Source organism: Agrococcus citreus (genome assembly GCF_039527715.1).
In the GTDB taxonomy this organism is placed as follows: domain Bacteria; phylum Actinomycetota; class Actinomycetes; order Actinomycetales; family Microbacteriaceae; genus Agrococcus; species Agrococcus citreus.
Window position 1 is genome coordinate 179,701 of record NZ_BAAAKK010000006.1, and the last position, 24,335, is coordinate 204,035.

The 24,335-nt window shown below is 73.4% G+C and carries 24 protein-coding genes; 8 read left to right on the forward strand and 16 right to left on the reverse strand.

The window, feature by feature from the left end; genetic code table 11:
- The first annotated feature begins 76 nt into the window (after positions 1–76).
- From ABD106_RS14000 to ABD106_RS14030, 7 genes are all read left to right on the forward strand, one after another.
- Positions 77–1,948 (forward strand): phosphoenolpyruvate carboxykinase (GTP), encoded by a 1,872-nt coding sequence (locus ABD106_RS14000; protein ID WP_343921432.1) that lies wholly within the window; start codon positions 77–79, stop codon positions 1,946–1,948.
- Between the two features lie 152 nt (positions 1,949–2,100).
- Complete coding sequence (locus ABD106_RS14005) at positions 2,101–2,739, forward strand: FMN-binding negative transcriptional regulator (protein WP_343921434.1); 639 nt, start codon at positions 2,101–2,103, stop codon at positions 2,737–2,739.
- A gap of 49 nt (positions 2,740–2,788) precedes the next feature.
- Positions 2,789–3,328, forward strand: a complete 540-nt coding sequence (locus ABD106_RS14010; protein ID WP_343921436.1) for a sigma-70 family RNA polymerase sigma factor — start codon at positions 2,789–2,791, stop codon at positions 3,326–3,328.
- Complete coding sequence (locus ABD106_RS14015) at positions 3,325–4,020, forward strand: hypothetical protein (protein WP_343921438.1); 696 nt, start codon at positions 3,325–3,327, stop codon at positions 4,018–4,020. The genes ABD106_RS14010 and ABD106_RS14015 overlap by 4 nt, the downstream gene beginning before the upstream one ends.
- A gap of 105 nt (positions 4,021–4,125) precedes the next feature.
- Positions 4,126–6,201 (forward strand): TPM domain-containing protein, encoded by a 2,076-nt coding sequence (locus tag ABD106_RS14020; RefSeq protein WP_343921440.1) that lies wholly within the window; start codon positions 4,126–4,128, stop codon positions 6,199–6,201.
- Between the two features lie 129 nt (positions 6,202–6,330).
- On the forward strand, positions 6,331–7,146 hold the full coding sequence (locus tag ABD106_RS14025; protein ID WP_343921442.1) for a PspA/IM30 family protein: 816 nt from the start codon (positions 6,331–6,333) through the stop codon (positions 7,144–7,146).
- Between the two features lie 81 nt (positions 7,147–7,227).
- Positions 7,228–8,013, forward strand: coding sequence for a crotonase/enoyl-CoA hydratase family protein (locus ABD106_RS14030; protein ID WP_343921444.1), 786 nt, complete (start codon positions 7,228–7,230; stop codon positions 8,011–8,013).
- 37 nt (positions 8,014–8,050) lie between these two features.
- Here the strand turns inward: ABD106_RS14030 and ABD106_RS14035 are convergent, their stop codons facing one another.
- Entirely contained in the window at positions 8,051–9,298 is a 1,248-nt protein-coding gene (locus tag ABD106_RS14035) for a glycosyltransferase (RefSeq protein WP_343921446.1), read from the reverse strand.
- 85 nt (positions 9,299–9,383) lie between these two features.
- On the opposite strand from ABD106_RS14035, the gene ABD106_RS14040 reads away from it, so the two are divergent.
- On the forward strand, positions 9,384–9,839 hold the full coding sequence (locus tag ABD106_RS14040) for a hypothetical protein (RefSeq protein WP_343921448.1): 456 nt from the start codon (positions 9,384–9,386) through the stop codon (positions 9,837–9,839).
- Positions 9,840–9,907: 68 nt separating this feature from the next.
- Here the strand turns inward: ABD106_RS14040 and ABD106_RS14045 are convergent, their stop codons facing one another.
- The 15 genes from ABD106_RS14045 to ABD106_RS14115 all read right to left on the reverse strand — a co-directional run bounded on the left by ABD106_RS14045 (position 9,908) and on the right by ABD106_RS14115 (position 23,946).
- Positions 9,908–11,380, reverse strand: coding sequence for an amidase (locus ABD106_RS14045; protein ID WP_343921450.1), 1,473 nt, complete (start codon positions 11,378–11,380; stop codon positions 9,908–9,910).
- A complete protein-coding gene (locus tag ABD106_RS14050; RefSeq protein ID WP_343921452.1) occupies positions 11,377–11,835 on the reverse strand; it encodes a hypothetical protein in 459 nt (152 codons plus the stop codon). The genes ABD106_RS14045 and ABD106_RS14050 overlap by 4 nt, the downstream gene beginning before the upstream one ends.
- A complete protein-coding gene (locus ABD106_RS14055; protein WP_343921454.1) occupies positions 11,832–12,227 on the reverse strand; it encodes a hypothetical protein in 396 nt (131 codons plus the stop codon). The genes ABD106_RS14050 and ABD106_RS14055 overlap by 4 nt, the downstream gene beginning before the upstream one ends.
- A gap of 48 nt (positions 12,228–12,275) precedes the next feature.
- Positions 12,276–13,241: an SdpI family protein gene (locus tag ABD106_RS14060; protein WP_343921456.1), complete on the reverse strand. Its 966-nt coding sequence runs from the start codon at positions 13,239–13,241 to the stop codon at positions 12,276–12,278.
- Entirely contained in the window at positions 13,238–13,828 is a 591-nt protein-coding gene (locus tag ABD106_RS14065) for a GNAT family N-acetyltransferase (protein ID WP_343921458.1), read from the reverse strand. The genes ABD106_RS14060 and ABD106_RS14065 overlap by 4 nt, the downstream gene beginning before the upstream one ends.
- Position 13,829: 1 nt before the next feature.
- Positions 13,830–14,537, reverse strand: a complete 708-nt coding sequence (locus ABD106_RS14070; RefSeq protein WP_343921460.1) for a uracil-DNA glycosylase — start codon at positions 14,535–14,537, stop codon at positions 13,830–13,832.
- Positions 14,534–15,259, reverse strand: a complete 726-nt coding sequence (locus ABD106_RS14075; RefSeq protein WP_343921462.1) for a Type 1 glutamine amidotransferase-like domain-containing protein — start codon at positions 15,257–15,259, stop codon at positions 14,534–14,536. Before ABD106_RS14075 ends, ABD106_RS14070 begins: the two co-directional genes overlap by 4 nt.
- An 85-nt stretch (positions 15,260–15,344) precedes the next feature.
- Positions 15,345–16,655: an aspartate aminotransferase family protein gene (locus ABD106_RS14080; RefSeq protein WP_343921463.1), complete on the reverse strand. Its 1,311-nt coding sequence runs from the start codon at positions 16,653–16,655 to the stop codon at positions 15,345–15,347.
- A gap of 165 nt (positions 16,656–16,820) precedes the next feature.
- Entirely contained in the window at positions 16,821–17,999 is a 1,179-nt protein-coding gene (locus tag ABD106_RS14085) for an ABC transporter substrate-binding protein (protein ID WP_343921465.1), read from the reverse strand.
- A gap of 26 nt (positions 18,000–18,025) precedes the next feature.
- Entirely contained in the window at positions 18,026–18,778 is a 753-nt protein-coding gene (locus ABD106_RS14090) for an ABC transporter permease (protein WP_343921467.1), read from the reverse strand.
- Between the two features lie 83 nt (positions 18,779–18,861).
- A complete protein-coding gene (locus ABD106_RS14095; protein WP_343921469.1) occupies positions 18,862–19,740 on the reverse strand; it encodes an ABC transporter ATP-binding protein in 879 nt (292 codons plus the stop codon).
- Positions 19,737–20,606: an ABC transporter permease gene (locus tag ABD106_RS14100; protein ID WP_343921471.1), complete on the reverse strand. Its 870-nt coding sequence runs from the start codon at positions 20,604–20,606 to the stop codon at positions 19,737–19,739. The genes ABD106_RS14095 and ABD106_RS14100 overlap by 4 nt, the downstream gene beginning before the upstream one ends.
- A gap of 3 nt (positions 20,607–20,609) precedes the next feature.
- Positions 20,610–21,647: a TIGR03842 family LLM class F420-dependent oxidoreductase gene (locus ABD106_RS14105; RefSeq protein ID WP_343921619.1), complete on the reverse strand. Its 1,038-nt coding sequence runs from the start codon at positions 21,645–21,647 to the stop codon at positions 20,610–20,612.
- A 5-nt stretch (positions 21,648–21,652) separates the two neighbouring features.
- Positions 21,653–23,089 carry a dihydropyrimidinase gene (gene hydA, locus ABD106_RS14110; protein WP_343921473.1) on the reverse strand — a complete coding sequence of 479 codons (1,437 nt, stop codon included), beginning with the start codon at positions 23,087–23,089 and terminating at the stop codon, positions 21,653–21,655.
- A gap of 8 nt (positions 23,090–23,097) precedes the next feature.
- Entirely contained in the window at positions 23,098–23,946 is an 849-nt protein-coding gene (locus ABD106_RS14115; RefSeq protein WP_343921475.1) for a nitrilase-related carbon-nitrogen hydrolase, read from the reverse strand.
- Positions 23,947–24,335: the final 389 nt, after the last annotated feature.

The following is a 24,335-nucleotide window of genomic DNA, read 5'->3' on the forward strand; positions in this document are numbered from 1 at the left end:
CTCGTGCGTGAAGGAAATGACGATCCTTCTGCGTCTCCCAGCCCCACGCGGCAGTGGACCGGCGGAGACTCAGAGCATGACGATCCTTCCCGCCGCGCCCTCCCGCTCCACCGCCAAGCCCGTGCGGCCGAAGGCCGTCCACGCGCCCGAGGGTGCCGATCCCGGTGTCGTCTCGTGGGTCGCGAGCATCGCCGAGCTGCTCGAGCCCAAGCACATCGTCTGGTGCGACGGCACGAAGGAGGAGCTGCAGCGCCTCACCGACGTGATGCTCGACGCCGGCACGATCGTGCCGGTGCCCGCGCGACCCGGCAGCTACCTCGCGCGCTCGCATCCCGACGACGTCGCTCGCATGGAGGACCGCACCTTCATCTGCGCGGAGGACGCCGACGACGCCGGCCCCACGAACAACTGGCGCGACCCGCAGTCGATGCGCCAGGTGCTCGGCGGGCTCTTCGACGGCGCGATGCGCGGCCGCACGATGTACGTCATCCCCTTCTCGATGGGCCCGGTCGGCGGCCCGATCTCGAAGCTCGGCATCGAGATCACCGACTCCCCCTACGTCGTCGCATCCATGCACTTCATGACGCGCGTGGGCACCGCCGCCCTCGAGGCGATGCACGGCACCCACGACTGGGTGCCCGCGGTGCACTCCGTCGGCGCGCCCCTCGCCGAGGGCGAGCAGGACGTCGCCTGGCCCTGCAACCCGACGCGCTACATCTCGCACTTCCCCGAGACGCGCGAGATCTGGTCGTTCGGCTCCGCCTATGGCGGCAACGCGCTGCTCGCGAAGAAGTGCTTCGCGCTGCGCATCGCCTCGGTGCAGGCGCGCGACGAGGGCTGGCTCGCCGAGCACATGCTGCTGCTGCGCATGAAGCACGAGGACGGCCGTCAGCTGCACCTCGCCGGCGCCTTCCCGTCGGCGTGCGGCAAGACGAACCTCGCGATGCTGCAGCCGACGATCCCCGGCTGGACCGTCGAGACGCTCGGAGACGACATCGTCTGGATGCGCCCCGGCCCCGACGGCCGGCTGTGGGCGATCAACCCCGAGAACGGCTTCTTCGGCGTCGCCCCCGGCACGAGCGAGAAGACCAACGCCACCGCGATGGCGATGATGACCCACGACACGATCTTCACGAACGTGGCGCTCACCCCCGACGGCGACGTCTGGTGGGAGGGGATGACGAAGGAGGCGCCCGAGGGCCTCATCGACTGGCAGGGCCGCCCCTACGACCCCGCCAACGGACCGGCCGCGCACCCGAACGCCCGCTTCACCGTGCGCGCCGAGCAGGCGCCCTCGATCGCGCCCGACTGGGATGCGCCGACCGGCGTGCCGCTCGACGCCATCATCTTCGGCGGCCGCCGCCCCACGCAGGTGCCGCTCGTGCTGCAGGCGCGCGACTGGGAGCACGGCGTCTACGTCGGCGCGACCGTCTCGAGCCAGCAGACCGCTGCGGCCGAGGGCCCCGTCGGCGAGATCCGCCGCGACCCGTTCGCGATGCTGCCGTTCTGCGGCTACAACATGGGCGACTACTTCACGCACTGGATCGACATGGGCCACCGCCTCGGCCGCGGCGCGCCGAAGATCTTCTCGGTCAACTGGTTCCGCCGCGACGACGAGGGCGGATTCCTGTGGCCCGGCTTCGGTGAGAACGCCCGCGTGCTCGAGTGGATCGCGGGCCGCGTCGACGGCACCGCGCAGGGCGTCGACACCGCGATCGGCGTCATGCCGGCCGACGGTGCGCTCGACCTCGACGGGCTCGACATCGACCCGGCCGTCATGGCCGAGCTGTTCGCGATCGAGCCGAAGGCGTGGCTCACCGAGCTCGTCGACGTCGAGGCGTTCTTCGGCCAGTTCGGACGCGCGCTGCCGACCGGTCTCATCCGCCAGCTGAACCACGTGCGGTGGCGCCTCGAGCACATGCAGCAGGCGCAGCCGGTCGCCGTCTGAGCGATCCCGACCCCGCTGGTCGAGCCGCACGGACGCCCCTGGCGGCCGCGCGAGTCGAGACCACTCGCCTCCGCAGTGGTCTCGACGCGGGCGGGGCGCGGGGCGCCCCGCCCGGCTCGACCAGCGGGAGGGGCGGGTGCGATGATCGGGGCATGCAGCCGAATCCTCTGTACCGGGTCGGGCTCGCCGACGTGCGCGAGCTCGCCACCCGCGCGCCGTGGATGCTCCTGGTCTCGCACCCGGCATCCGGGGCCGTCGCGTCGCCGTCGCCGGTGCTCGTCGACGACGAGCGCTCGACCGACGACGAGCTCGTGCTCGTCACGCACCTCGGCCGGGCGGATGCGCGCGGCCACGGCCTGCTCGTGGAGCGCACGAGCGAGCAGTGCCCGGCGCAGATGCTCGTCGTCGTGCAGGGCGAGCACGGCTACATCTCCCCCAGCTGGTACGTCGGCGACGACCGCGGGCAGGTGCCGACCTGGAACTTCGAGATGGCGACGCTCACGTGCGACGTCGAGGTGCTGAGCGCCGACGAGAACATGCGCGTGCTGCACGGGCTCGTCGACCACTTCGAGCGGCAGTACGCCGGCGATGAGGGCGTCACCCTCGACATCGACGACGACGGCAACCGCGGCATGGCGATGGGCACGGTCGGGCTGCGGCTGCGCGTGCGCTCCTTCGAAGCGAAGGCGAAGATGAGCCAGAACAAGTCGGCCGAGACGCGGGCGAGCGTGCTCGCGCACCTCGACGCATCCCACCCCCGACTCGCCGCGCGCATGCGCGTCGCCGGCTGAGCCCAACCTTCGGGCTCGCTCGTTCGTCTCAGAGGGTAGGAGGACTCGCGTGGCAGCCAGGTGGGAGCTGGTCGTCGCCGAGCTGGTGGCGCAGCGCGGCGAGGCGCTCGTGCGCTACGCGATGCTCCTGACCGGTGACGAGGAGGAGGCCCGCGACATGGTGCAGGACGCCCTGACGGCCACGTTCGGCCGCTTGCGCAACGGCTTCGAGGTCGAGCAGGCCGAGGCCTACGTGCGCAAGGCGATCGCCAACCGCTTCCTCGACCGCGCCCGGCGCGGCCAGCGCTGGCGCCGCATCCAGCCGCTCGTCGCCGAGCGGGAGCGGCTCGACTCCGGCTCGACCCTCACGGGCGAGCGGCTCGACATGGCCCACCGGCTGCAGCGGCTCACGCCGCGCGAGCGCGCGTGCATCGTGCTGCGCTACGACGAGGACCGCACCGTCGACCAGATCGCCGCCGAGCTCGGCATCTCCGCCGGCGCCGTGAAGCGGTACCTGTCGGATGCGCTCGGCAAGCTGCGCGGGATGCTCGAGCGGGAGCGCGAGCGCGATGCCCGCGCCGCCGACCGACCGCGGGAGGATCGAGCATGAGCGACGACGAGCTGCGGCGACGCCTGCGGGACCTGCCCGGACCCGGGTCGGGTCTCGACGTGGATGCAGTGGTCGAGGGTGCGAAGCGACGACGCCGGCCCAAGGTCGCCGCGCTCAACGCCGCGGCGGCTGGCGTCGGCGTGCTGATCATCGCGCCGTTCGTCGTGCCGGGGCTCTCGCCGATCGCGCCGACGAGCGTGCTGTCGGAGCAGGGCGCCGCGCAGCCCGCGCAGGAGTCGGGCGAGGACAGCGCTGGCGCGGGCGCGGCCGAGTCGGCGCCGGGCGCGCTCCCCCTCGCGTGCAGCTACCCCGCCATCGTCGACGAGATCGGCATCCGCGCCGCGTTCCTGGACGATCCCGCCGACGGCGTCGCCGACCTCGAGCTCAGCGGCGGCGAGGCGGGCACCACGCTGCAGATCCTGGGCGTCGCCGTCGCGCAGGTCGCCGCCGAGGGCGACGCGCGCACGATCGTCGCCGCCCCGGAGCCGACCGCGCTCGAGGACGCCCCGCCGGCCGGCGAGGGCGAGGTGATCGGGTCGGTGGGCGGCAGCGTCTTCCGCGACGGCGCCGTGCTCGACGCGCCCGCGGTCGACTGCGGCGTCGACGCCCCGAGCGCACCGGCTCCGCTGCTGCTCGTCGAGTTCGAGGGTCGACGCATCGCTGTCGTCGGAGCGCCGTTCGACGTTCGCTGACAGCGGCGGCGCCGACGCGCATCTCCAAGGCTCCCGGCAACCTCCGCTGGCTAGACTCGCGCCAAAGACGGCACCGTCAGGGCGTGCCGCGGGCAGGGAGCGCAGATGCAGGCCAGGATCGTCCGTCCGTTCGCGGTCGTCGCGATGGGAGCCGCCGGCCTGCTGGGACTCTCGGCGGGCGCGCTCGTGACGGAGGACCCGGTGGATGTCGCCGGCGACCCCTTCGTCGACCGCACGGGCGACTACTCGGGCGACGACGCGGAGGTCACCGCGCAGCTCGAGGAGCAGAACGCCTCCTCGGAGGCCGACGTCTACGTCGTGGTCGTCGACTCGTACGACGGCATCGAGCGGGGCGAGTGGTCGGTGCAGGCCGCGGAGGCTTCCGGGCTCGGCCAGGACGAGCTGCTCATCACGATCGCGATGGAGGACGGCCAGTGGGGCTACGCGTACCCGCAGGGCTACGCGCTCACCGAGGCTGAGGTCAACCAGCTCGGGCAGGACGCGCTGCTCCCGGCGCTCAACAACGGCGACGTGCCGGGCGCCGCGACGGGCTTCAGCACCGCCGTCGCCGAGGCCGCCGCGGCTCCAGATGCGGCAGCGGGCGGCACCGAGGTGAACATCGACCCGTGGCCGGTCGTGCTGCTCGTCGGCGGCGCCGCGGTCGTGGGCGGCGGCGCGCTGCTCGTGACGCGCGGCATGCGCGCGAACCGCAAGCGCAAGGGCGAGAAGGCCGCGATCGAGCAGCAGCAGCTGAGTCTCGAGGAGCTCAAGCAGCGCGCCGACATCGCGCTCGTGCAGCTCGACGACACCGTGCAGCAGAGCGAGCAGGAGCTCGCGTTCGCGAACGCCCAGTTCGGCGAGGAGGCCGTGCGCCCCTACCGCGAGGCCCTCGACAAGGCGAAGGCCGGCCTCAGCGAGGCGTTCGCGCTGCAGCAGCAGCTCGACGACGCCTTCCCCGACACCGACCAGGAGCGGCACGACTGGTCGAGCCGCATCCTGCAGATCGCGAGCGGCGCCGGCACCGAGCTCGCGAGCCACGCGTCGTCGTTCGAGCAGCTGCGCGACCTCGAGCGCACCGCCCCGCAGGTGCTCGAGTCGCTCGCGCAGTCGCGCCAGCAGCTCGACGGACGCATCGCCAATGCGAAGCAGATCCTCGACCGGCTCGACGACCGCCACTCCGGCGCGTCGATCGACCCCGTCCGCGACAACATCGCCGGCGCCGAGCGCCAGCTGCCGAACATCGACCAGTCGCTCGCGGCCGGCCGGCAGGCGGTGGAGTCGGGCCACGGCTCGAACGCCGCGCTCGCCGTGCACGCAGCGGAGGCCGCGCTCGCCCAGGCGTCCGGCCTGCTCGCCGCGGTCGAGCGCGCCGAGCGCGACCTCGACAACTCCGCCCGGCAGCTCGCCGAGCTCGTCGACGACTCGATCGGCGACATCGCAGCTGCCAAGACGCTGCGCAGCACGAGCACCGTCGACCTGGCCCCGCTCATCCGCCACGTCGAGGAGCAGGTCGCCGTCGCACAGCAGCGCCCCACCGACACCCTCACCGTGCTCAGCAACCTGCAGCGCGCCAACCAGCGCCTCGACGACGCGACCGCGCAGCTGCGCCAGGCGGGCTCGCAGCGGCAGCACCTCGAGTCGGGGCTCGGCCGCTGGATCGAGTCGGCGCGCGCCAACATCGACCGTGCCGAGGACTACATCCGCACCCGTCGCATGGGCGTCGGCCCGCACGCGCGCCAGCTGCTCGCGACCGCGCAGCAGGAGCTCGCGCAAGCGCTGCGGCTGCGCGAGGCCGACCCGAACACGGCCACGCAGTACGCGCAGGCCGCCTCGCAGCACGCCGAGCAGGCGATGCAGGATGCCTCGGGCGACGTCGGCGGCTGGGGCGGCCGGGCGCAGAACCCGTACTACCGCGGCGGCCAGGGCGGCGGCCGTGGCCAGGACATGCTCACCGGCGGCCTGCTCGGCTACATCCTCGGCGACATGCTGAACGGCTCCGGCGGCGGCTACGGCGGCGGCCTCGGCGGCGGCGGCGACGCGGGCGGCGGCGGCGGGCTCGGCGACCTCTTCTCGGGCGGCGGCGGCTCGTTCGGCGGCGGCGGAGGTGGCGGCTTCTTCGGCGGCGGCTTCTCCGGCGGCGGCGGCGACTTCGGCGGCGGCGGGGGCTTCTTCGGCGACTGACGCGGCTCCCGCGCTCGAGCGCATCCGACCGGACCCAGACCGGGCATCCATCTCGACCACACCACTCTCGACCACACCGCAGTGCAACAACCACACGGCCGCTCCGGCGGCATCGCAGGAAGGAAGACCATGACCAAGCAGTCCATCCTCGGCCGCATCTCGCAGCTCGCGAAGGCCAACATCAACGCGCTCCTCGACCAGGCCGAGGACCCGCAGAAGATGCTCGACCAGATGGTTCGGGACTACACGAACTCGATCGCCGAGGCCGAGGCCGCCATCGCGCAGACGATCGGCAACCTGCGCCTGCAGGAGCAGGACTACCAGGAGGACGTGCGCGCCGCCGAGGACTGGGGCCGCAAGGCGCTCGCCGCGAGCCAGCGCGCCGACGAGCTGCGCGCCTCGAACTCGCCCGACGCCGCGAAGTTCGACAACCTCGCGAAGGTCGCGATCGGCAAGCAGATGCAGTCGGAGTCGGAGGCGCGCGCCGCCGAGCCGTCGATCCAGTCGCAGAACCAGGTCGTCGACAAGCTGAAGACCGGCCTCGACACGATGAAGGGCAAGCTCGACCAGCTGAAGTCGAAGCGCTCCGAGCTCATCGCGCGCGCCAAGGTCGCCGAGGCGCAGACGCAGGTGCACGACGCCGTCAAGTCGATCGACATCCTCGACCCCACGAGCGAGATCGGCCGCTTCGAGGAGAAGATCCGTCGCGAGGAGGCGCGGGTCGTCGGCCAGCAGGAGCTCGCAGCGTCGTCGCTCGACGCGCAGTTCGAGGCGCTCGAGGACGTCGGTCGCGAGACCGAGATCGAGGCGCGCCTCGCGGCCCTCAAGCACGACCAGCAGCGGGCAGTCGGCGCGGGCTCGTCGCAGGGCTCGATCGAGAGCGGGCAGCAGCAGGGCTCGCAGCAGGGCGGCGACACCGTCGAGGCGGAGGTCGTCGACCGCTGATCGCGCTCGACGCGTCACGCGCTTGGAGGGGGTGGACGAACGTCCGCCCCCTCTGCTCGTGCCACCACTAGGTTGACGAGCATGAGCGAGTCGACCCCGCGCGTCGCGATCGAGCGACGCGGCCACATCCTGCACATGGCCCTCGACCGGGTCGACAAGCGCAATGCCGCCGACGAGCGGATGCTGCAGGAGCTCGCCCTCGCCTACGGCCAGCTCGACCGCGACCCGACGCTGCGCGCGGGCGTCGTGAGCGCTCGCGGCGACCACTTCACGGCGGGCCTCGACCTCGCCGACGTCGCGCCGAAGCTCGCGACCGGGCGCATCCGCCTCGTGCCCGACGGCGGCCTCGACCCGTGGGGGCTCCAGACGGAGCCGGTGCGGAAGCCCGTCGTGCTCGCCGTGCACGGCACGTGCCTCACCCTCGGCGTCGAGCTCGCGCTCGCGAGCGACATCGTCGTCGCCGCCGACTCGACGGTCTTCGCGCAGCTCGAGGTCGCGCGCGGCATCATGCCGTTCGGCGGCGCGACCGTGCGGTTCCCGCGGCTCGGCTGGGGCGACGCGATGCGATGGGTGCTGACGGGTGACCGGTTCGACGCGCAGGAGGCGCACCGGATCGGGCTCGTGCAGGAGGTCGTGCCAGCGGGCGGTGAGATGGAGCGCGCGTTCGAGCTCGCCGAGCGGATCGCGGCGCAGGCGCCGCTCGCCGTGCAGGCGACGCTCGCGGCGGCGCGCGAGGCGCTCCCCGATGCAGCGGATGCCGTCGGCTCGCTGCTGCCGACGGTGCAGCGGCTCGGCATGACGAACGACGCCCGCCGCGCGGCGGAGGGCTACCTCGCCGGCCGGCCGATCCCCTTCGAGGGCAGCTGACACGCTGCGCGCGCGTCGGGGCAGCCGGACAGGCGCGTCAGGCGCTCGCGGGGATCGTCGTGCGGTAGACGACCTCGAGCTCCTGCGCGACGTCGCGCCAATCGCGCCGGCTCACGATGCGGCGGCCCGCGAGGCCGAGCTCGAGCTGCAGGTCGGCGTCGTCGAGGATCGCGCCGACGACCTGCGCCCACTCCGCAGGGTCGCGCCCGTCGACGAGCACGCCCGTCTCGCCGTCGACGACCGACTCCATGAGCCCACCCACGCGCGACGCCACGACCGGCGTGCCGCTCGCCGCGGCCTCGAGCGGCACGAGCCCGAACGACTCCGAGCGGCTCGGCACGACGACGACCTCGGCGGCGTCGAGCAGACGCGCGAGCGCGGGTCGCTCGAGGCTGCCGATGTGGCGCACGCGCCCCTCCACGCCGATCGCACGCGCGATGTCGTGCAGCGACTCGAGGTAGCGCTCGTCGCCGGGCGTCGCGTCGCCCGCGAGCACGAGCACGGCCCCCGGAAGGTGCTCGAGCATCCGCACCGCGAGGTCCTGCCCCTTGAGGGGCTGCACGCGGCCGACGCACACGACGAGGCCCTCGTCGAGCCGCACGCCGAGCCGCGCGCGCACCTCGGCGCGCGAGCCGACGGGCGCGGGCTGGAAGAGCACGGTGTCGACGGCGGGCGGCACGAGCCAGACGCGCTCGGCGGATGCGCCGATGCCGTCGCAGAGCACGTCGATCTCGGCCCGCGAGACGGCGGCGATCGCGTCGGCCTCTCCCGCGAGGTAGCGCTCGGTGAGCACGCGCCGCTCGGGCTCCGGGCGCTCGCCGTCCGCGAGCCGCCGGTTCTTCTCCTCCGCGAGCGTGTGGAACGTCTGCACCATGGGGATGCCGAGCGAGAGCGACACCGGCAGCGCGGCGAGGCCCGAGAGCCAGTAGTGCGCGTGGATGACGTCGTACGAGTCCGAGGCGGCGAGCGCGGCTCGCTCGAGCTCCGCGCCGAAGGCGTCGGTCAGGTTGGGGAGCTCCTGCTTGCGCACGACGCCGCCGCCCGTCTCGAGCGCGTAGAGCGTGACGCGCGGCGCGAGCGCCTCCGAGTGCGGCGCGCCGGCCGAGCGGGTGAAGACGTCGACGTGGTGGCCGCGCGCCGCGAGCGCCTTCGCGCTCTCGAGCACGAGCACGTTGAGCCCGCCCGCGTCGCCCTTGCCGGGGCGATCGGCGGGCGAGGTGTGCATCGAGACGACCGCGATCCGCAGGGGCTCCGCGTCGGGGATGCCGTACGGCTCCGGGCGCATGGCTCCAGGCTATCCACGTGCGAGCGCTCGCGTCATCCACCGGCGGTCGGGCGCGGGTGGCGCGCATCCGGGTAGCGTCGACGGCATGACCTCGACTCCGAGCCGCATCGCGCGGATGGGCCGCCGCGTCGGCGTCGTCGGCCGCGCGGCATCCGGCCCCGCCTTCCGGGCGCTCACGGCTCCGCCCGTCGCGCGCGCCGGGCACCGCATCGCGACAGGGGCCGCTCGGCTGTGGGGACGGATGCTGGGCGGCGAGGAGCGGCGCGTGGGTGAGCTCACCGTCATCTCCGGCCTGCCGAGCTGGGCGTTCGGCAGAGGCGGCACGACGGTGGGCGCGACGTTCCTCACGGCGGATGCGGTGTCGCCGGAGATCCTCGAGCACGAGGACGTGCACCGGCAGCAGTGGGAGCGCTACGGGCTGTGGTTCATCCCGATGTACGTCGCGGCCGGGGTCGACGCGCTGCAGAACCGGTTCGAGATCGAGGCGGGCCTGGTGAAGGGCGGCTACCTGCGGAAGCCGCGGCGGGGGATCGTCGAGTAGCCGGGTCTCCCGATCGTCGAGCGTGATCTCGACTCGCGGCCGGGCGCAGGCGCCCAGCAGCGGCTCGATCAGCGGGCGGAGGGGCGCATGCGGGTGACGACTCGCTGCGTCCACGGGATGCGGCGCTCGAGCTGGCGGCCGATCGCGAGCAGCGTCGCCTCCTCCCCCGGCCGGCCGATGAGCTGCACGCCCATCGGAAGGGCATCCCCGTCGGCGGTCGGTGCCGTGCGGTGCACGGGCAGCGCGATCGCGGGCAGTCCCGTCATGTTCACGAACGAGGTGTGCGGCGTATGCCGCACCTGCGCGTCGAAGTCGGCGCGACCGTCGTCGGTCGGGTACCAGTCGAGCGGGCGCGGCGTGAGCGCCGTCGCGGGCGTCAGCACCGCATCCCACGGCGCGAACGCCGCGAGCACCCGCCGCTCGAGCTCGGTCGCCCACAGCTGCGCGGTCGCGAGTCCGCCGGCGCTCAGCTCGTCGCTCGAGTCGATGATCCAGCGGGCGAGCGGCTCGAGCAGGTGCCGGTCCTCGCGCGCGATCGGCACGGTCGCCGCTCCCCCGCGCCACAGCGCGGTGAACGCCTCGGCGTAGCTCTCGATCCCTAGGAACCCCGACGCATCCGGCATCGCCACCTCGCCCACCTCGTGGCCGAAGGCGGTGAGCGCCGCGATCGTCGCGTCGACCGCCGCCGTCGCCTCGGGCGCGATGCGGATGTCGTGGGTCGCGTCCCAGGGCGTGCCCCGCAGCACCGCGATGCGGAAGCGGCCCTCGCCGCGCACGGCGGCCGCGAGCAGCGAGCCGTCGTCGTGCTCGGGCGAGCGCAGCACGAGCTCGTACGGCGTGACGCCGTTGACCCGGCCGATGAGCGCGTCGGTGAGCAGCGCGACGTCCATGACGGAGCGACCGATCGCGCCCGCGGTCGTGAGCCCGCCGACCTGGCCGACGCCGCCCTGCGCGGGGATGCGGCCGCGCGTGGGCTTGAGGCCGACGAGCCCGCACGTGGCCGCGGGGATGCGGATCGAGCCGCCGCCGTCGGAGCCCGGCGCGAAGGGCACCAGCCCCTGCGCGACCGCGGCGGCCGCGCCGCCCGACGAACCGCCGGCGTGGAGCCCGGGGTGTCCCGGGAGCGTCGTCGGCCCGTGCAGCGCGGAGCGCGTGTAGCCGGCGAAGCCGAGCTCGGGTGAGGCGCTGCGGCCGAGCACGACGCCGCCCGCGTCGTCGAGCACGCGCGCGACCGGGTCGGTGGTGTCGGCGACCGCATCCGCCTGCCACCGCGAGCCGAGCGTCGCGGGCTGCCCGGCGCGGCGCGTGAGGTCCTTGTCGGCGAACGGCAGCCCGTGGATGAGCCCGGTGCGGTCGTCGGCGCCGTCGACCGCGCGCGCCCGCTCGAGCGCGAGCTCGCCGTCGACGTGCACGATCGCGTTGGCGTCGTCGAGCCGCTCGATGCGGTCGAGGAAGTGCTCCGCGACCTCGACGGCGCTCAGCTCGCGCGCGTGCAGCAGCCGCCAGAGATCGAGCGCGCCGAGCTCGTGGATCGCGGTCACGCCGCGGCCCCGGCACGTCGGCGCGCGAAGGTGATGTGCTGCGCGAACCAGCCGATCGCGGCGCCGAGCACGAGGAACCCGGCGCGCGCGAGCAGCGGCTCGCCGATGCCGCCGGAGATCCACACGAGCGCCGCGCTCGTCGCGAGCGTCGCCGCGACGCCGAGCAGCGAGCGCAGCAGCAGGAGCGGGGCGCCGCCGTGCGCGAGCCGTCGCAGGATGAGCGCGAGCACGGCCATCGCGGCGCCGACAGCACCGCCGAGCAGCAGCGACCACAGCCCGATCGACACCCACAGGACCGCATCGGTGCTGCCGCCGGAGACGACCGCCACACCCAGCACGACCGCGCCCGCGAGCGCCGCCCCGATGCCGATCGCCCACAGCGCGACCTGCCAGAAGGCCCAGCGGAAGTCGAGGCCCTCGTAGCGCTCCCGCAGCCCCGCCGCCTGGGCGCTCACCCGAAGTACCGGCCCGCGCGCCGCTGCAGGCGCTTACGCTCCGTTCGCTCGAGCATCTGCTCGCGGCTCGCGTAGTTCGTCAGCTCCCGGAAGGGGTCGCGACCGACGAAGCGCGGCGGCTCGGCGATGATCGCGGCGATCGCCCGGTCGAACTCCCAGTACTCCCCGATGCGGGTGCCCTGGCCGGGATTCACGTGCCGCAGGCGCGCCTCGAAGCGCACCTCGCCCTTCACCTCGATCTGCACGATGAAGCCGCGCGTCGCGCCCGCGACCGACACCATCCAGAAGCCCGGGCCCAGGTCGGTGACGGTCGCGCTCACGTCGCTCGCGGCCGCTGCGGCCTGCGCGTCGGTGCGCTCCCGGGACTGGTGCCATTCGTCGAACTCCGTCATGCGCCCATGGTGGCACTGCGGGGTGACATCGGCGGGTGACATCCGTCGTCAGCGCTCGCCGCGCTCGTCCCGCCGCGCTCGGGCGACGAGCCCCGCGAGGGTCGACGCGCCCTCCTGCGCGCCGTCGACCGTGACGGCGAAGCGCGACCCCTCGCGCGTCGTCACGACGATGCCGGGGCCGCGCTGCAGCACGATCGCGAGCCGTCCCGGCACGCCGCGGTAGCCCCATCCGCCCCAGTCGAGCGGCTCCACGACGAGCGCCTCGACCACGCGGATGCGCTCGAGCGGGATGGTGCGCAGCGGCAGCGGCACGAGGACGCCACGCACGCGCAGCCCGTCGGCGTCGACGCGCACCCGGATGCGCGCGAGCGCGACGACGACGAGCGCCGCGACGACGAGCACGGCCGCGACGGTGATCGGGATCCACGGTTCCGGCGCGACGGGCAGCAGCGCGGCGAGCAACAGGCTGCACGCGCCGACCGCGACGCCGACGGCGAGGAACGCGGTCGAGCTCGCCTCGCCCGTCCACGACGCGGCGCGGCTCGGCGCGAGCGGCATCGCCCGCTCAGCGTGCCGGGGCACCTCGTCGGTGCGGGGGTGGATCGCCCACGGGACGACGAGCAGCAGCACCGCGCCGAGCAGCAGCGCGAGCCACGGCCCGAGCACCGCCTCCTGCGCGCTGCCCGCTTCGACCGTCGTGACGGCGGAGACGACCCAGGCCGCCGCGAGCATGCCCGAGACCGCCGCGAGCAGCGACAGCAGCATCGCGCGCGTGGCGTCGGCGATGCGGGCGGCGGCGAGCACGATCGCGACGACGAGCATCGTCGTCGTGATCGAGAGCAGCGCGACCGCGGTCGGCACGGTCGCCGACACGTCGTCGGCGACCCCCGCATCCGACCAGTGGGTCGCGACGGTGTCGGGCAGCCGCGGCGCGAGCGCCGCCCACGTGCCGGCGATGACGATCGGCGGCAGTGCGAGCACGAGCGCCGCGAGCCACACGCGCACCCGGTTCACGCGCGCTGCTTCCGCAGCGACTTCTGCAGCAGCACGATGCCGAGCTCGCGTCCGAACTTCTGGCCGACCCGGCCCATCCGCCCGATCTCCGCGAAGCCGAGCCGCTCGTGCAGCCGGATCGACGCATCCGCCCCCTGATCGGCGATGACGGCGATCATCTCGCGCACGCCGCGCGCTCGCGTCGCCTCGATGAGCGCCTCCATGAGCGCCCGGCCGAGGCCGCGCCCCGCGGCGGCGGGCGAGAGGTACACCGACGACTCGACCGTGTAGCGGTAGGCGGCGCGCTGCTTCCACGGCTGCACGAGCGCGTAGCCGAGGATCGAGCCCGTCGCGCTCTCGGCGACGAGGAAGGGCAGCTGCAGCTCGCCCGACTCCCGCAGGCTGCGCCGCCACTGCGCGAGCGTCTTCGGCCGCTCGTCGAACGTGACGGTCGAGTTCAGCACGTAGTGGCGGTAGATGTCGCGCACGACCGGCAGGTCGGGAGCCTCGGCAGGCCGGATCGTGAACGCGAAGTCGGGCGCGCGGTGCTCGGGCTCGCGCAGGTGGTGCGGCAGGCGGCGGCGGCGCTCGTACTCCTCGGGGAGCACGTCAGCGCTCCGCCTCGTCGATGCGCCAGTCGATCGGCGCGGCCCCTTGCGCCTCGAGCGCGGCGTTGGCGCGCGAGAAGGGGCGCGAGCCGAAGAAGCCGCGGCGGGCCGAGAGCGGCGACGGATGCGCCGAGGCGATGATCGGCACGCCGTCGAGCAGCGGAGCGAGGGACTGCGCGTGCGCACCCCAGAGGATCGCGACGAGCGGCACCCGGCGGCCGTCGGGGGCGCGGCGATCGACGAGGGCCCGGATGGCCGTCTCCGTCACCTGCTCCCATCCCCACCTGCGGTGCGACGCGGGTGCGCCGGCGCCGACGGTGAGCACGCGGTTGAGCAGGAGCACCCCCTGATCGGCCCACGCGGAGAGGTCGCCGTGCGGGGCGGGCGGGAGGCCGAGGTCGTCGTGGAGCTCGCGGTAGATGTTCTGCAGCGATCGCGGCAGCGGCCGCACGTGCCGCTCGACCGCGAACGCGAGCCCGATCGAGTGGCCGGGGGTCGGGTACGGGTCCTGGCCGACGACGAGCACGCGCACCTCGCCGATCGGCCGCCGGAAGGCCCGCAGCACCGCGTCGCCGGGCGGCAGGTGCTGCCGTCCCTCGGCGGTCTCGCGCCGCAGCCGCTCCCCCAGGTCGCGCAGCACCGGGTCGACGGGCGCGAGCGCCTCCGCCCAGCCAGCGTCGACGAGCTCGGTGAGCGGGGCGACGGTCATGACGCGGCGGCGAGCACCGAGACCGTGACGCGGTCGCCCGCGGCCTCGCCCTTGTCGACGGTCCAGACGCTGCCGTCGCCCGCGACCTCGAGTCCGCCGGCTCCGACGATGAGCGACGTGCACTCGTCGATCGCGACGACGCGGTCGGAGAGCCCCGCCGCGACGATCGCGATCGCGCGCGAGACGGTGCCGTACTGCGCCGCGTGCACGTCGACGACGAGGTCGACGAGGCCGAGCCCCGCGTCGAGGGTCACCTCGTCGAGGCCCTCGGACGTCGCCTCCGCCGCGACCGCGATGCCGCCGATGCGGTAGCCGCCGAGCAGCGCGACATCGCCGGCGATCATGGCGCCCGCCGAGTAGCCGGCGTACGGCAGCCCCGTCGAGACGAGGCCGCGGATGGTGTCGGCCGCCGGCATGATCGCCGCGTGGTAGCCGGGCGTCAGCCCGCCGCCGACGAAGAGGCCGTCGGCGCTGCCGAGGTCGATCGGCAGCAACGTCCGCTCGGCCGTCAGCTGCACGATCCGCACCTCGCCGGCGCCGAGCTCCATGAGGTCGGCGCGGTAGTCGTCGTGCCACTGCTCGCCCTCCGACGCATCCGCCGCCCAGAGGACGACGACGATGACGGGGGGACCCTCGGCGCGCTCGCGGGCCTCGGCGACGAAGCGGCCGGTCCAGCGCGACTCGTCGTCGGCGTCACCGCCGCCCAGCAGGTGGATGCTCATGGCACGAGTCTGCCGCATCCTCAACGTCGCCTGTGGTCGTTCGCGCCGCTCTGGGCGCCGAACGACCACAGGCGACGTCGAGAAGTCACGTCAGGGCGGTGAAGGCGTCGTCGAGGATGGCGAGGCCCGTGCGGGCGTCGTCATCGCTCATGACGAGCGGCGGCACGACGTGCAGGCGGTTGTCGGCGGCGAACGGCACGTAGCCGCGGTCCATGAGCAGGCCCTTGAGGCGACCGATGACGGATGCGTCGACCGGCTCGCGCGTGCCGCGGTCGGTCACGAGGTCGAGCGCCCAGAAGGCACCGCGGCCGCGGACCTCGCCGATGATCGCGTGCCGCTCGGCGAGCTCGGCGAGCCCCGGTCCGAGCACGTCGGCGCCGAGGTGCGCGGCGTGCTCGACGATGCCCTCGTCGGTCATCGCGTCGATCGCGGCGACGATCGATGCGGCGGCGAGCGGGTGGCCGGCGTAGGTGAGCCCGCCCGGGATGGCCCGCTTGCGGAAGGTGTCGAGGATCGGCTCGCTGATGATGACGCCGCCGACGGGCACGTAGCCGGAGTTCACGCCCTTCGCGAAGGTGACGAGGTCGGGGCGGACGCCGTCGTGCTGGTGCGCGAACCAGTGGCCCGTGCGGCCGAAGCCCGCCATCACCTCGTCGAGGATGAGCACGATGCCGTGCTGGTCTGCGAGCTCGCGCAGCCCCTGCAGGTAGCCGGGCGGCGGCAGCAGGATGCCCGCGGTGCCCGGCACCGACTCGACGAGGATCGCCGCGAACGTCGACGGCCCCTCCGACTCGATCACGCGCCGCGCGTGCTGCAGCGCCCGCTCGCACTCCTGCTCCGCGGTCTCGGCCCAGAACTCCGAGCGGTAGAGGAAGGGCCCGAAGCAGTGCACGTGGCCGGTCGCGAACTCGTTGCCGACGCGGCGGGCGTCGCCCGTCGCGTTCACCGCCGCGCCCGTGTTGCCGTGGTACGAGCGGTAGTGCGAGAGCACCTTGGCCCGCCCCGTGTGCACGCGCGCCATCCGGATGGCGTTCTCGACCGCATCCGCACCGCCGTTCGTGAAGAACACGGCCGCCATGGCATCGATCTTCGACAGGATGCGCTCTGCCGCCTCGCCGCGCCGCAGGTTGGTCGTCGCGGGGGCGACGGTCGCGAGCTCCGCCGCCTGGCGCTGGATGGCTTCGACGACGCGCGGGTGCGAGTGGCCGATGTTCGTGTTCACGAGCTGGCTCGAGAAGTCGAGGTACTCGCGCCCGTCGTGGTCCCAGAGCTTCACGCCCTCGCCGCGCGCGACGGTGAACGGGTTCACGGAGCCGTGCTGCGACCACGAGTGCAGCACGAGCCTGTCGAGGTCTCGGGCGCGGTCTCCGTCGGCGGGATCGAACGTGCTGCTCATCGGTGCTCCTCATCAGCGGCGGTGGGACTCCTTCGGACTCTACCCGTGGACGGCGACCGCCGGTCCGCCAGGCCCCGTCGCGGGCCGCGCCTCCGCAGCGGCCCCCGTCGAGGGTCTGCGTCCGAGTCGAGAGCAGCTCGGACGCAGACCCGCGACACGCGCGGCCTACTGGCCGCCCTCCTGCAGCTCGACCTCGATCGGCGCGAAGTCGGCGCCGGTGATGTCGACGCCCTCCTCCTCGAGCTGCGCGAGCGCCTGCTCGACGAACTCGTTCGTCCACGCGCCCTCGCTCGGCTCCTCGGTCAGCACGGTCGCGCCGTCCTGGTTGGTGGTGCCCATCGCGATGTCGACCGTCTGCTGCCACGCGCCCTCGTCGATGATGCCGATGCCGTCAGGCGACGGCCACACGAGGCGGTTGATCTCGTTCACCATCCACAGCTGGTGCGAGGCGCCGAGCTGGCTGCCCGAGTCGACGACGATCTGCGCCGCCTCCTCGGGGTTGTCGCGCGCGTAGATCCAGCCCTCGATCGACGCCTTGATGAAGGCGACCGTCGTCTCCTGGAACTCGGGGTCGTCGAGCCGGTCGCTCGAGGCCCAGATGGCGTCCTGCAGCATCGCGGTGCCGGCGTCGTTCCAGTCGAGCGCCGAGAAGTCCTCGGCCGTGTAGAGCTCGCCCGTCTCGGGGTCGACCGTCTCGAGCAGCTGCGCGTACTCGTTGTAGGTCATCGCCTGCGCCGCGTCGATGTCGCCCGAGAGCAGGCCCGACATGTCGAACGCCTGCTGCACGAGCGTGACGTCGCTCATCGGGTCGAGCCCGGCCTCCGTGAGCGCCGCGAAGAGCTCGAACTCGTTGCCGAAGCCCCACGAGCCGACGTTCTTGCCCGCGAGGTCGTCGACCGAGTCGATGCCGGCGTCGGCGAACGACACCTGCAACGTGCCCGAGCGCTGGAAGATCTGCGCGACATCGGTGATCATCGCGCCCTGCTCGCGGCTCGCGAGCGCCTTCGGCACCCACGCGATCGCGAAGTCGGCGGCGCCGTCGGCGAGCACGGTCTGCGGCACGATGTCGGCCCCGCCCTCGGCGATCGTGACGTCGAGGCCGGCCGCCTCGTAGAAGCCCTGGTCGACGGCGGCGTAGTAGCCGGCGAACTGGCCCTGCGCGAACCACTGCAGCTGCAGCGTGACGGGCGTGAGCTCGCCGTCGGTGCCGGGCTCCGACGCCTCGGGCGCCGTGCCGGTCGAGCAGGCGACGAGCACGGCGGATGCGACGGCCGCGACAGCGGCGAGGACGGCCCGGCGTCGTGGCCGGGACGGCCCTCCGGGTCGGTGCGTGGATCGGGACATGGTGGCTCCTCGGATGGGGTGGTGGTTCAGCTGACGGGGATGCGGGCCCAGCGGCTCGCGGTGCGCTCGGCGAGGAGCGTGACGGCGTAGAAGACGAGGCCCAGCACGATGGATGCGACGACGTAGGCCCACGCGCGCGGGTAGCCGGACTGCGCGGCGGCGCTCGCGATGCGGCTGCCGAGGCCGTTCTGCAGCCCGCCGAAGTACTCGGCGACGATCGCGGAGATGACGGCGACCGACGACGCGATCGTGAGCCCCGCGAAGACGAACGGGACGGCGCCCGGCAGCGTCACGACGCGCGTCGCCTGCCAGCCGCTCGCGCCGTAGGCGCGCATGAGGTCGCGGTGCACGGGGCGCACCTGCCGCAGCCCGCGGAGCGTCGTGATGAAGACGGGCACGAACGAGGCGATCGCGACCACGACGATGCGCGGCATCTCGCTCGTCGCGCCGTACATCGTCTGCAGCACGGGCGCGAGCGCGACGATCGGGACGACCGCGATCGCGGCGACGAGCGGCGCCACCACCTGGTCGAGCCAGCGCAGCCGCGACGCGAGCGCCGCGACGACGACGCCGACCAGCGCGCCGAGCAGCAGCCCGAGGAGCGCGTTCCTGCCGGTCGCGAGCGCCGCCTGCACGATCCCGCCGAGCGTCGCCTGCAGCTGCGCGAGGATCGCGCTCGGCGCCGGCAGCAGGTAGGGCTGGATGCCGAGCGCGCGCACCGCGACCTCCCACAGCACGAGCGCGGCGGCGCCGAGCACGAGGGGCGCGACGATCCGCACCCAGCCGCTGTCGGTCCAGTGCGGGCCCGTTCGTGGCCCGGTGCGCGGTCGCCCGGCCCCCTGTTGCCCGGCCCGAAGCGCGGTCATCGTGCCTCCGCCCCGCGGGGCGCGGCGCCCTCCCTGCCGTGGAGCGCCTCCCGCACGGCCGTGACCGAGCGGAAGAACGCATCCGTCTCGCGCACCGCGTCGTCGGCCGGCCCTGCCGCCATCGGAGTGCGCTCGACCGCGACGATGTCGGTGATGCGGCCGGGGCGCGCGCTCATGACGACGACGCGGTCGGCGAGGAACACGGCCTCCGGGATGGAGTGGGTGACGAACACCACGGCGGCGCCGGTCTCGGCCCGGATGCGCAGCAGCTCGCCCTGCAGCCGCTCGCGCGTCATCTCGTCGAGCGCGCCGAACGGCTCGTCCATGAGCAGCAGCCGCGGATGCTCGGCGAGCGATCGCGCGATCGCGACGCGCTGCTGCATGCCGCCGGAGAGCTGATCGGGGTGCCGGTCGGCGAACTCGGTGAGCCCGACGAGCTCGATGAGCTCGTCGGCGCGAGCGCGTCGCTCGGCGGCGGGAGCCCCGTGCAGCTGCAGCGGCAGCTCGACGTTCGCCCGCACCGTGCGCCACGGCAGCAGGCCCGACTGCTGGAAGGCGATGCCGTAGGCCCGCTCGAGCCGGGCCTGCCGCGCTGGCATGCCGAAGACCGACACCTCGCCGCTCGATGGCTCGTCGAGGTCGGCGATGAGCCGCATGAGCGTCGACTTGCCGCAGCCAGATGGCCCGATCAGGGCGACGAACTCGCCCTCGGCCACCGTGAGGCTCACGTCGTCGAGCGCGCGCACCGTGCCCGGTCCCGAAGCCGCCGTGTCGCGGCCTGCGCCGCCCCGACCCGCGCCGCCCCGACCCCGCGCGGGGCGCGCGGCGGCGACCGCGAACTCCTTCGTGACGCTCGACACCTCGACAGCGCTCATCGCGCCTCCGCTCTGCGGTAGTCGCGGAGCGCGAGCCCCGCGAGCGCGACGACGCCCGCCGCGACGAGCCCCATGACGACGGCACCGGCGATGGGCGCCCAGGCCTTCGCGGGGTCGGACGAGCCCGATTGCGCGTACTCGACGATGAGCCGGCCGATGCCGCCGCGCGCGCCGGTCGAGACCTCGGCGACGACGGTGCCGATGATCGCGGTCGCCGCGCCCAGCCGCAGCGACGACAGCAGCTGCGGCACGGCGGCCGGCAGCCGCAGCGAGCGGAGCGTGCGCCACCAGCCGACGCCTTGCGCGCGGAAGAGGTCGAGGTGCTCCTGCTCCGGCGCGCGCAGCCCGCGGAGCGTGCCGATCGCGATCGGGAAGAACGCGAGGTAGGAGGCGATGACGGCCACGCTCATCCACCGCTCCCACTGCAGCGCGCCGAGCTCGAGCCTGCCGCCCCACGCGACCACGAGCGGCGCGAGGGCGATGAGCGGCACCGTCTGGCTCAGGATGAGCCACGGCAGCATCGCCCGCTCCGCGAGCCGGAAGCGCTGCATCACGAGCGCGAGCAGCACGCCGACGACCGCGCCGAGCAGGAGCCCGATCGCGGCGGTGCCGAGCGTCGAGGCCGCGGCCCTCGCGACCGCGACGACGACGAGCTCGCCCGCAGCGCCCGTCGCGGGCTGGAAGGCGCGCGCGACGGAGTCCCACACGTGCGGCATCGCGAGGTCGGTCGTGCGCGGCAGCAGCACCGTGCCGCCGACCGCGACCCCCTCAGCGGGGCCGAGCGCCTTGTAGAGCTCCCACACGACCGCGAGCAGCACCACGCCGAGGGCGCCGAAGAGCAGCGGCTGCGCGCTCCGGGCCCGCACGGGTCACGACCTCGCGAGCGCGGTGCCGCGCAGCGCCGGGATGATGCGCTCGCCGTACTGGCGGAGCGTCTCCTCCTTGTCGTCGTGCATGACGTACGCCGCGAACTGGTCGACGCCGAGCTCGCTGAGCCGGGTGAGCTTCTCGATGTGGTCGTCGACCGTGCCGAGCACGCAGAACCGGTCGACGATCGCATCCGGCACGAAGTCGACGTGGTCGTTGTCGGCCTTGCCGTGCGTGTTGTAGTCGTAGCCCTCGCGCTGCGCGATGTAGTCGGCCAGGTCGGCGGGGATGACGCCCGCCGAGCCGTCGGTGCCGGCGGTCGAGCCGTAGCGGGCGACGATGTCGGCGACGTGGTTGCCGACCATGCCGCCGAACCAGCGCGACTGCTCGCGCTGGTGGGCGCGGTCGTCGCCGACGTAGGCAGGCCCCGCGACGCAGATCTTGATCGACATGGGATCGCGGCCCGCGTTGTCGGCGGCATCGCGCACGTGCTGGATCATCCACTTCGTGATCTCGGGATCGGCGAGCTGCAGGATGAAGCCGTCGCCCACCTCGCCGGTGAGCTTGAGCGCCATCGGCCCGTAGGCGGCGACCCACACGGGCAGCTCCGAGCCCTGCGACCACGGCAGCCGCAGCGTCGCATCCCCCACCCGCACCGCTCGGCTCGAGCCGAGCTCGCGGATGACGTGCACGGCCTCGCGCAGCTCGCGGAGCGTCGTGGGCTTGCCGCCGCCGACGCGCACGGCCGAGTCGCCGCGGCCGATGCCGCAGATCGTGCGATTGCCGTACATCTCGTTGAGCGTCGCGAACGTCGAGGCCGTGACGCTCCAGTCGCGGGTGGCCGGATTCGTGACGAAGGTGCCGACCGTGACGCGCCGGGTGGCGGCGAGCGCCGCCGAGAGGATCACGTAGGGCTCCTGCCACAGCACGTGGCTGTCGAACGACCACACGTGGCTGAAGCCGTGCACCTCGGCGAGCTGGGCGAGCTGCACGAAGCGGCTCGCGGGCGGGTTGGTCTGGAAGACGGCGCCGAACTCCATGGTCGTCACAGCAGGTACTGGCTCAGGCCGCGCTTGACGAACGAGCCGTCACCGGGGCTGCCGAGGTACTGCGCGTCGTCAACGACGACGCGGCCGCGGCTCATGACGGTGTCGACGTGCCCGTCGATCTCGAAGCCCTCCCACGCGGAGTGATCCATGTTCATGTGGTGCGTCTTGTCGACGCCGATCGACGTGTGCCCCGCCGGGTCGTAGACGACGATGTCGGCGTCGGCGCCCGGCTGGATGACGCCCTTCCTGCCGTAGAGCCCGAACATGCGCGCGGGCGTCGTCGCCGTGATCTCGACCCAGCGCTCGAGCGAGATCTGCCCGTCCACCACCCCTTGGTAGAGCAGGTCCATGCGGTGCTCGACGGAGCCGATGCCGTTCGGGATCTTCGAGAAGTCGCCACGCCCGAGCTCCTTCTGATCCTTCATGCAGAAGGGGCAGTGGTCGGTCGAGACCATCTGGATGTCGTTCGTGCGCAGCGCGCTCCAGAGCTCGTCCTGGTGGTGCTCGTGCTTCGAGCGCAACGGCGTCGAGCACACCCACTTCGCGCCCTCGAACTCGCCCCACTCGTCGCTCGAGGCGGCCAGCTGCTCCTCGAGCGAGAGGTAGAGGTACTGCGGGCACGTCTCGCCGAACACGTTCTGCCCCGCGTCGCGCGCGGAGGCGAGCTGCGCGACCGCTTGCTTCGCGCTCACGTGCACGACGTAGAGCGGTGCGCCGGTGAGGTTCGCGAGCATGATCGCGCGGTGCGTCGCCTCCTCCTCCATCTGCCACGCGCGGGCGACGCCGTGGTACTTCGGCGCGGTCTTCCCCTCGGCGAGCAGCTGCTGCACGAGCACGTCGATCGCCGGCCCGTTCTCGGCGTGCATCATCGTCATGAGGCCCGTGTCGGCCGCGACCTGCATCGCCTTGAGGATCTGCGCGTCGTCGGAGTAGAAGACGCCCGGGTAGGCCATGAAGAGCTTGTAGCTCGAGATGCCCTCGTCGGCGAGGCCCCGCAGCGCCTGCAGCGACGCCTCGTTGACGTCGCCGACGATCTGGTGGAAGCCGTAGTCGATCGCGCAGCTCCCGGCGGCCTTCTCGTGCCACGCGGCGAGCCCGTCCTCGACGCGCTGCCCGTAGGTCTGCACGGCGAAGTCGATGATCGTCGTCGTGCCGCCCCACGCGGCCGCGCGCGTGCCGGTCTCGAACGTGTCGCTCGCGGCGGTGCCGCCGAACGGCAGCTCCATGTGGGTGTGTGCGTCGATGCCGCCGGGGATCACGTACTTGCCCGTCGCATCCACGACCCTGTCGACGGAGCGGGCGAGGTCGACGCCGAGCAGCTCGCTGCCGGGCGCGAGCACGGCGCGGATGGTCTCGCCGTCGACGAGCACGTCGGCGGCGGATGCGCCGGTGGCGGAGACGACGGTGCCGCCGGTGATGAGCGTGGTGGCCATGGCTCCCCCTACGGCTTCGCGATCCGGGTGTACGAGTCGGGCCGGCGGTCCCGGTAGAACTGCCAGTCGTCGCGCATCTGCCGCACGACGTCGAGGTCGAGGTCGCGGATGATGAGCTCCTCCTGCGAATCGGAGCCGCGGTCGCCGACGAAGTTGCCGCGCGGGTCGATCACCTGGCTCGTGCCGTAGAAGTCGACGGCGAGCTCGCCGTACTCGTTGTCCTCGCGGCCGACGCGGTTGGGCTGGAGCACGAAGTAGCCGTTCGCGACCGCGGCCGCAGGCCCCTCGACCTCCCACAGCCGGTTCGAGAGGCCGGGCTTCGTCGCGTTCGGGTTGAACACCATGTGCGCGCCCGCGAGGCCGAGCTCGCGCCAGCCCTCCGGGAAGTGGCGGTCGTAGCAGATGTACACGCCGACCTTGCCGACGGCGGTGTCGAAGACGGGGTAGCCGAGGTTGCCGGGGCGGAAGTAGAACTTCTCCCAGAAGCGGTCGAGGTGCGGCAGGTGGTGCTTGCGGTAGGTGCCGAGGATCGAGCCGTCGGCATCGACGACGACCGCGGAGTTGTAGTAGACGCCGGTCTGCTCCTCCTCGTAGATGGGGAGGATCGCGACCATGTTCAGCTCCTTCGCGAGCGCCGCGAAGCGCTGCACGATGGGCCCGTCGGCGGGCTCGGCGTAGTCGTAGTACTTCTTGTCCTGCGTGATGCCGAAGTAGGGGCCGTAGAAGAGCTCCTGGAAGCAGATGAGCTGCGCTCCCTGCTCGGCCGCCTCGCGCATGAACGCCTCATGGCGGTCGAGCATCGACGCCTTGTCGCCGGTCCAGGTGGTCTGGGTGATCGCTGCACGAACCGTGGTCATGTGCTCCTCGACTTCCTCGCTGTGGACGACGGCGACGCTGCCCTCGTCAAGAGCACTCTCCGGGTGTCGGGCCTCCAGCGTCAAGCGTCACTGTCCCTCCGGACGATTTCTCGCGGGTTTCCTGAGCGTTGCGATCGCGGGGCGGAGCCGCGCGCGGCGGAGGTCCGCGGCGATGCGCGCGGGGCCGCGCGGCCGTACGATGGTGGAGCGCCGGGCATCATCTCCGCGCGCGAACCGCAGCACCTCGTTCGCGCCAGCATGCCCAGGAGATCCCGATGCCCTTCCCCGCCCGCCGCCTCGCCGTCGCCGCCGTCCTGCTGCTCGCGGTCAGCGGTTGCGCGGGCCCGGGGGCCACCCCGGGCTCGGGGCCTTCCGCCTCGGCCTCGGCG

Bases quoted from the DNA above. Each gene is read 5' to 3' on its own strand.
- ABD106_RS14085 (WP_343921465.1), bottom strand. From the start codon at position 17,999: ATGTCCCGATCCACGCACCGACCCGGAGGGCCGTCCCGGCCACGACGC.
- ABD106_RS14040 (WP_343921448.1), top strand. From the start codon at position 9,384: ATGACCTCGACTCCGAGCCGCATCGCGCGGATGGGCCGCCGCGTCGGC.
- ABD106_RS14080 (WP_343921463.1), bottom strand. From the start codon at position 16,655: ATGAGCAGCACGTTCGATCCCGCCGACGGAGACCGCGCCCGAGACCTC.
- ABD106_RS14095 (WP_343921469.1), bottom strand. From the start codon at position 19,740: ATGAGCGCTGTCGAGGTGTCGAGCGTCACGAAGGAGTTCGCGGTCGCC.
- ABD106_RS14005 (WP_343921434.1), top strand. From the start codon at position 2,101: ATGCAGCCGAATCCTCTGTACCGGGTCGGGCTCGCCGACGTGCGCGAG.
- ABD106_RS14115 (WP_343921475.1), bottom strand. From the start codon at position 23,946: ATGACCACGGTTCGTGCAGCGATCACCCAGACCACCTGGACCGGCGAC.
- ABD106_RS14000 (WP_343921432.1), top strand. From the start codon at position 77: ATGACGATCCTTCCCGCCGCGCCCTCCCGCTCCACCGCCAAGCCCGTG.
- ABD106_RS14015 (WP_343921438.1), top strand. From the start codon at position 3,325: ATGAGCGACGACGAGCTGCGGCGACGCCTGCGGGACCTGCCCGGACCC.
- ABD106_RS14105 (WP_343921619.1), bottom strand. From the start codon at position 21,647: ATGGAGTTCGGCGCCGTCTTCCAGACCAACCCGCCCGCGAGCCGCTTC.
- ABD106_RS14055 (WP_343921454.1), bottom strand. From the start codon at position 12,227: ATGACGGAGTTCGACGAATGGCACCAGTCCCGGGAGCGCACCGACGCG.
- ABD106_RS14020 (WP_343921440.1), top strand. From the start codon at position 4,126: ATGCAGGCCAGGATCGTCCGTCCGTTCGCGGTCGTCGCGATGGGAGCC.
- ABD106_RS14035 (WP_343921446.1), bottom strand. From the start codon at position 9,298: ATGCGCCCGGAGCCGTACGGCATCCCCGACGCGGAGCCCCTGCGGATC.
- ABD106_RS14070 (WP_343921460.1), bottom strand. From the start codon at position 14,537: ATGACCGTCGCCCCGCTCACCGAGCTCGTCGACGCTGGCTGGGCGGAG.
- ABD106_RS14075 (WP_343921462.1), bottom strand. From the start codon at position 15,259: ATGAGCATCCACCTGCTGGGCGGCGGTGACGCCGACGACGAGTCGCGC.
- ABD106_RS14025 (WP_343921442.1), top strand. From the start codon at position 6,331: ATGACCAAGCAGTCCATCCTCGGCCGCATCTCGCAGCTCGCGAAGGCC.
- ABD106_RS14030 (WP_343921444.1), top strand. From the start codon at position 7,228: ATGAGCGAGTCGACCCCGCGCGTCGCGATCGAGCGACGCGGCCACATC.
- hydA (WP_343921473.1), bottom strand. From the start codon at position 23,089: ATGGCCACCACGCTCATCACCGGCGGCACCGTCGTCTCCGCCACCGGC.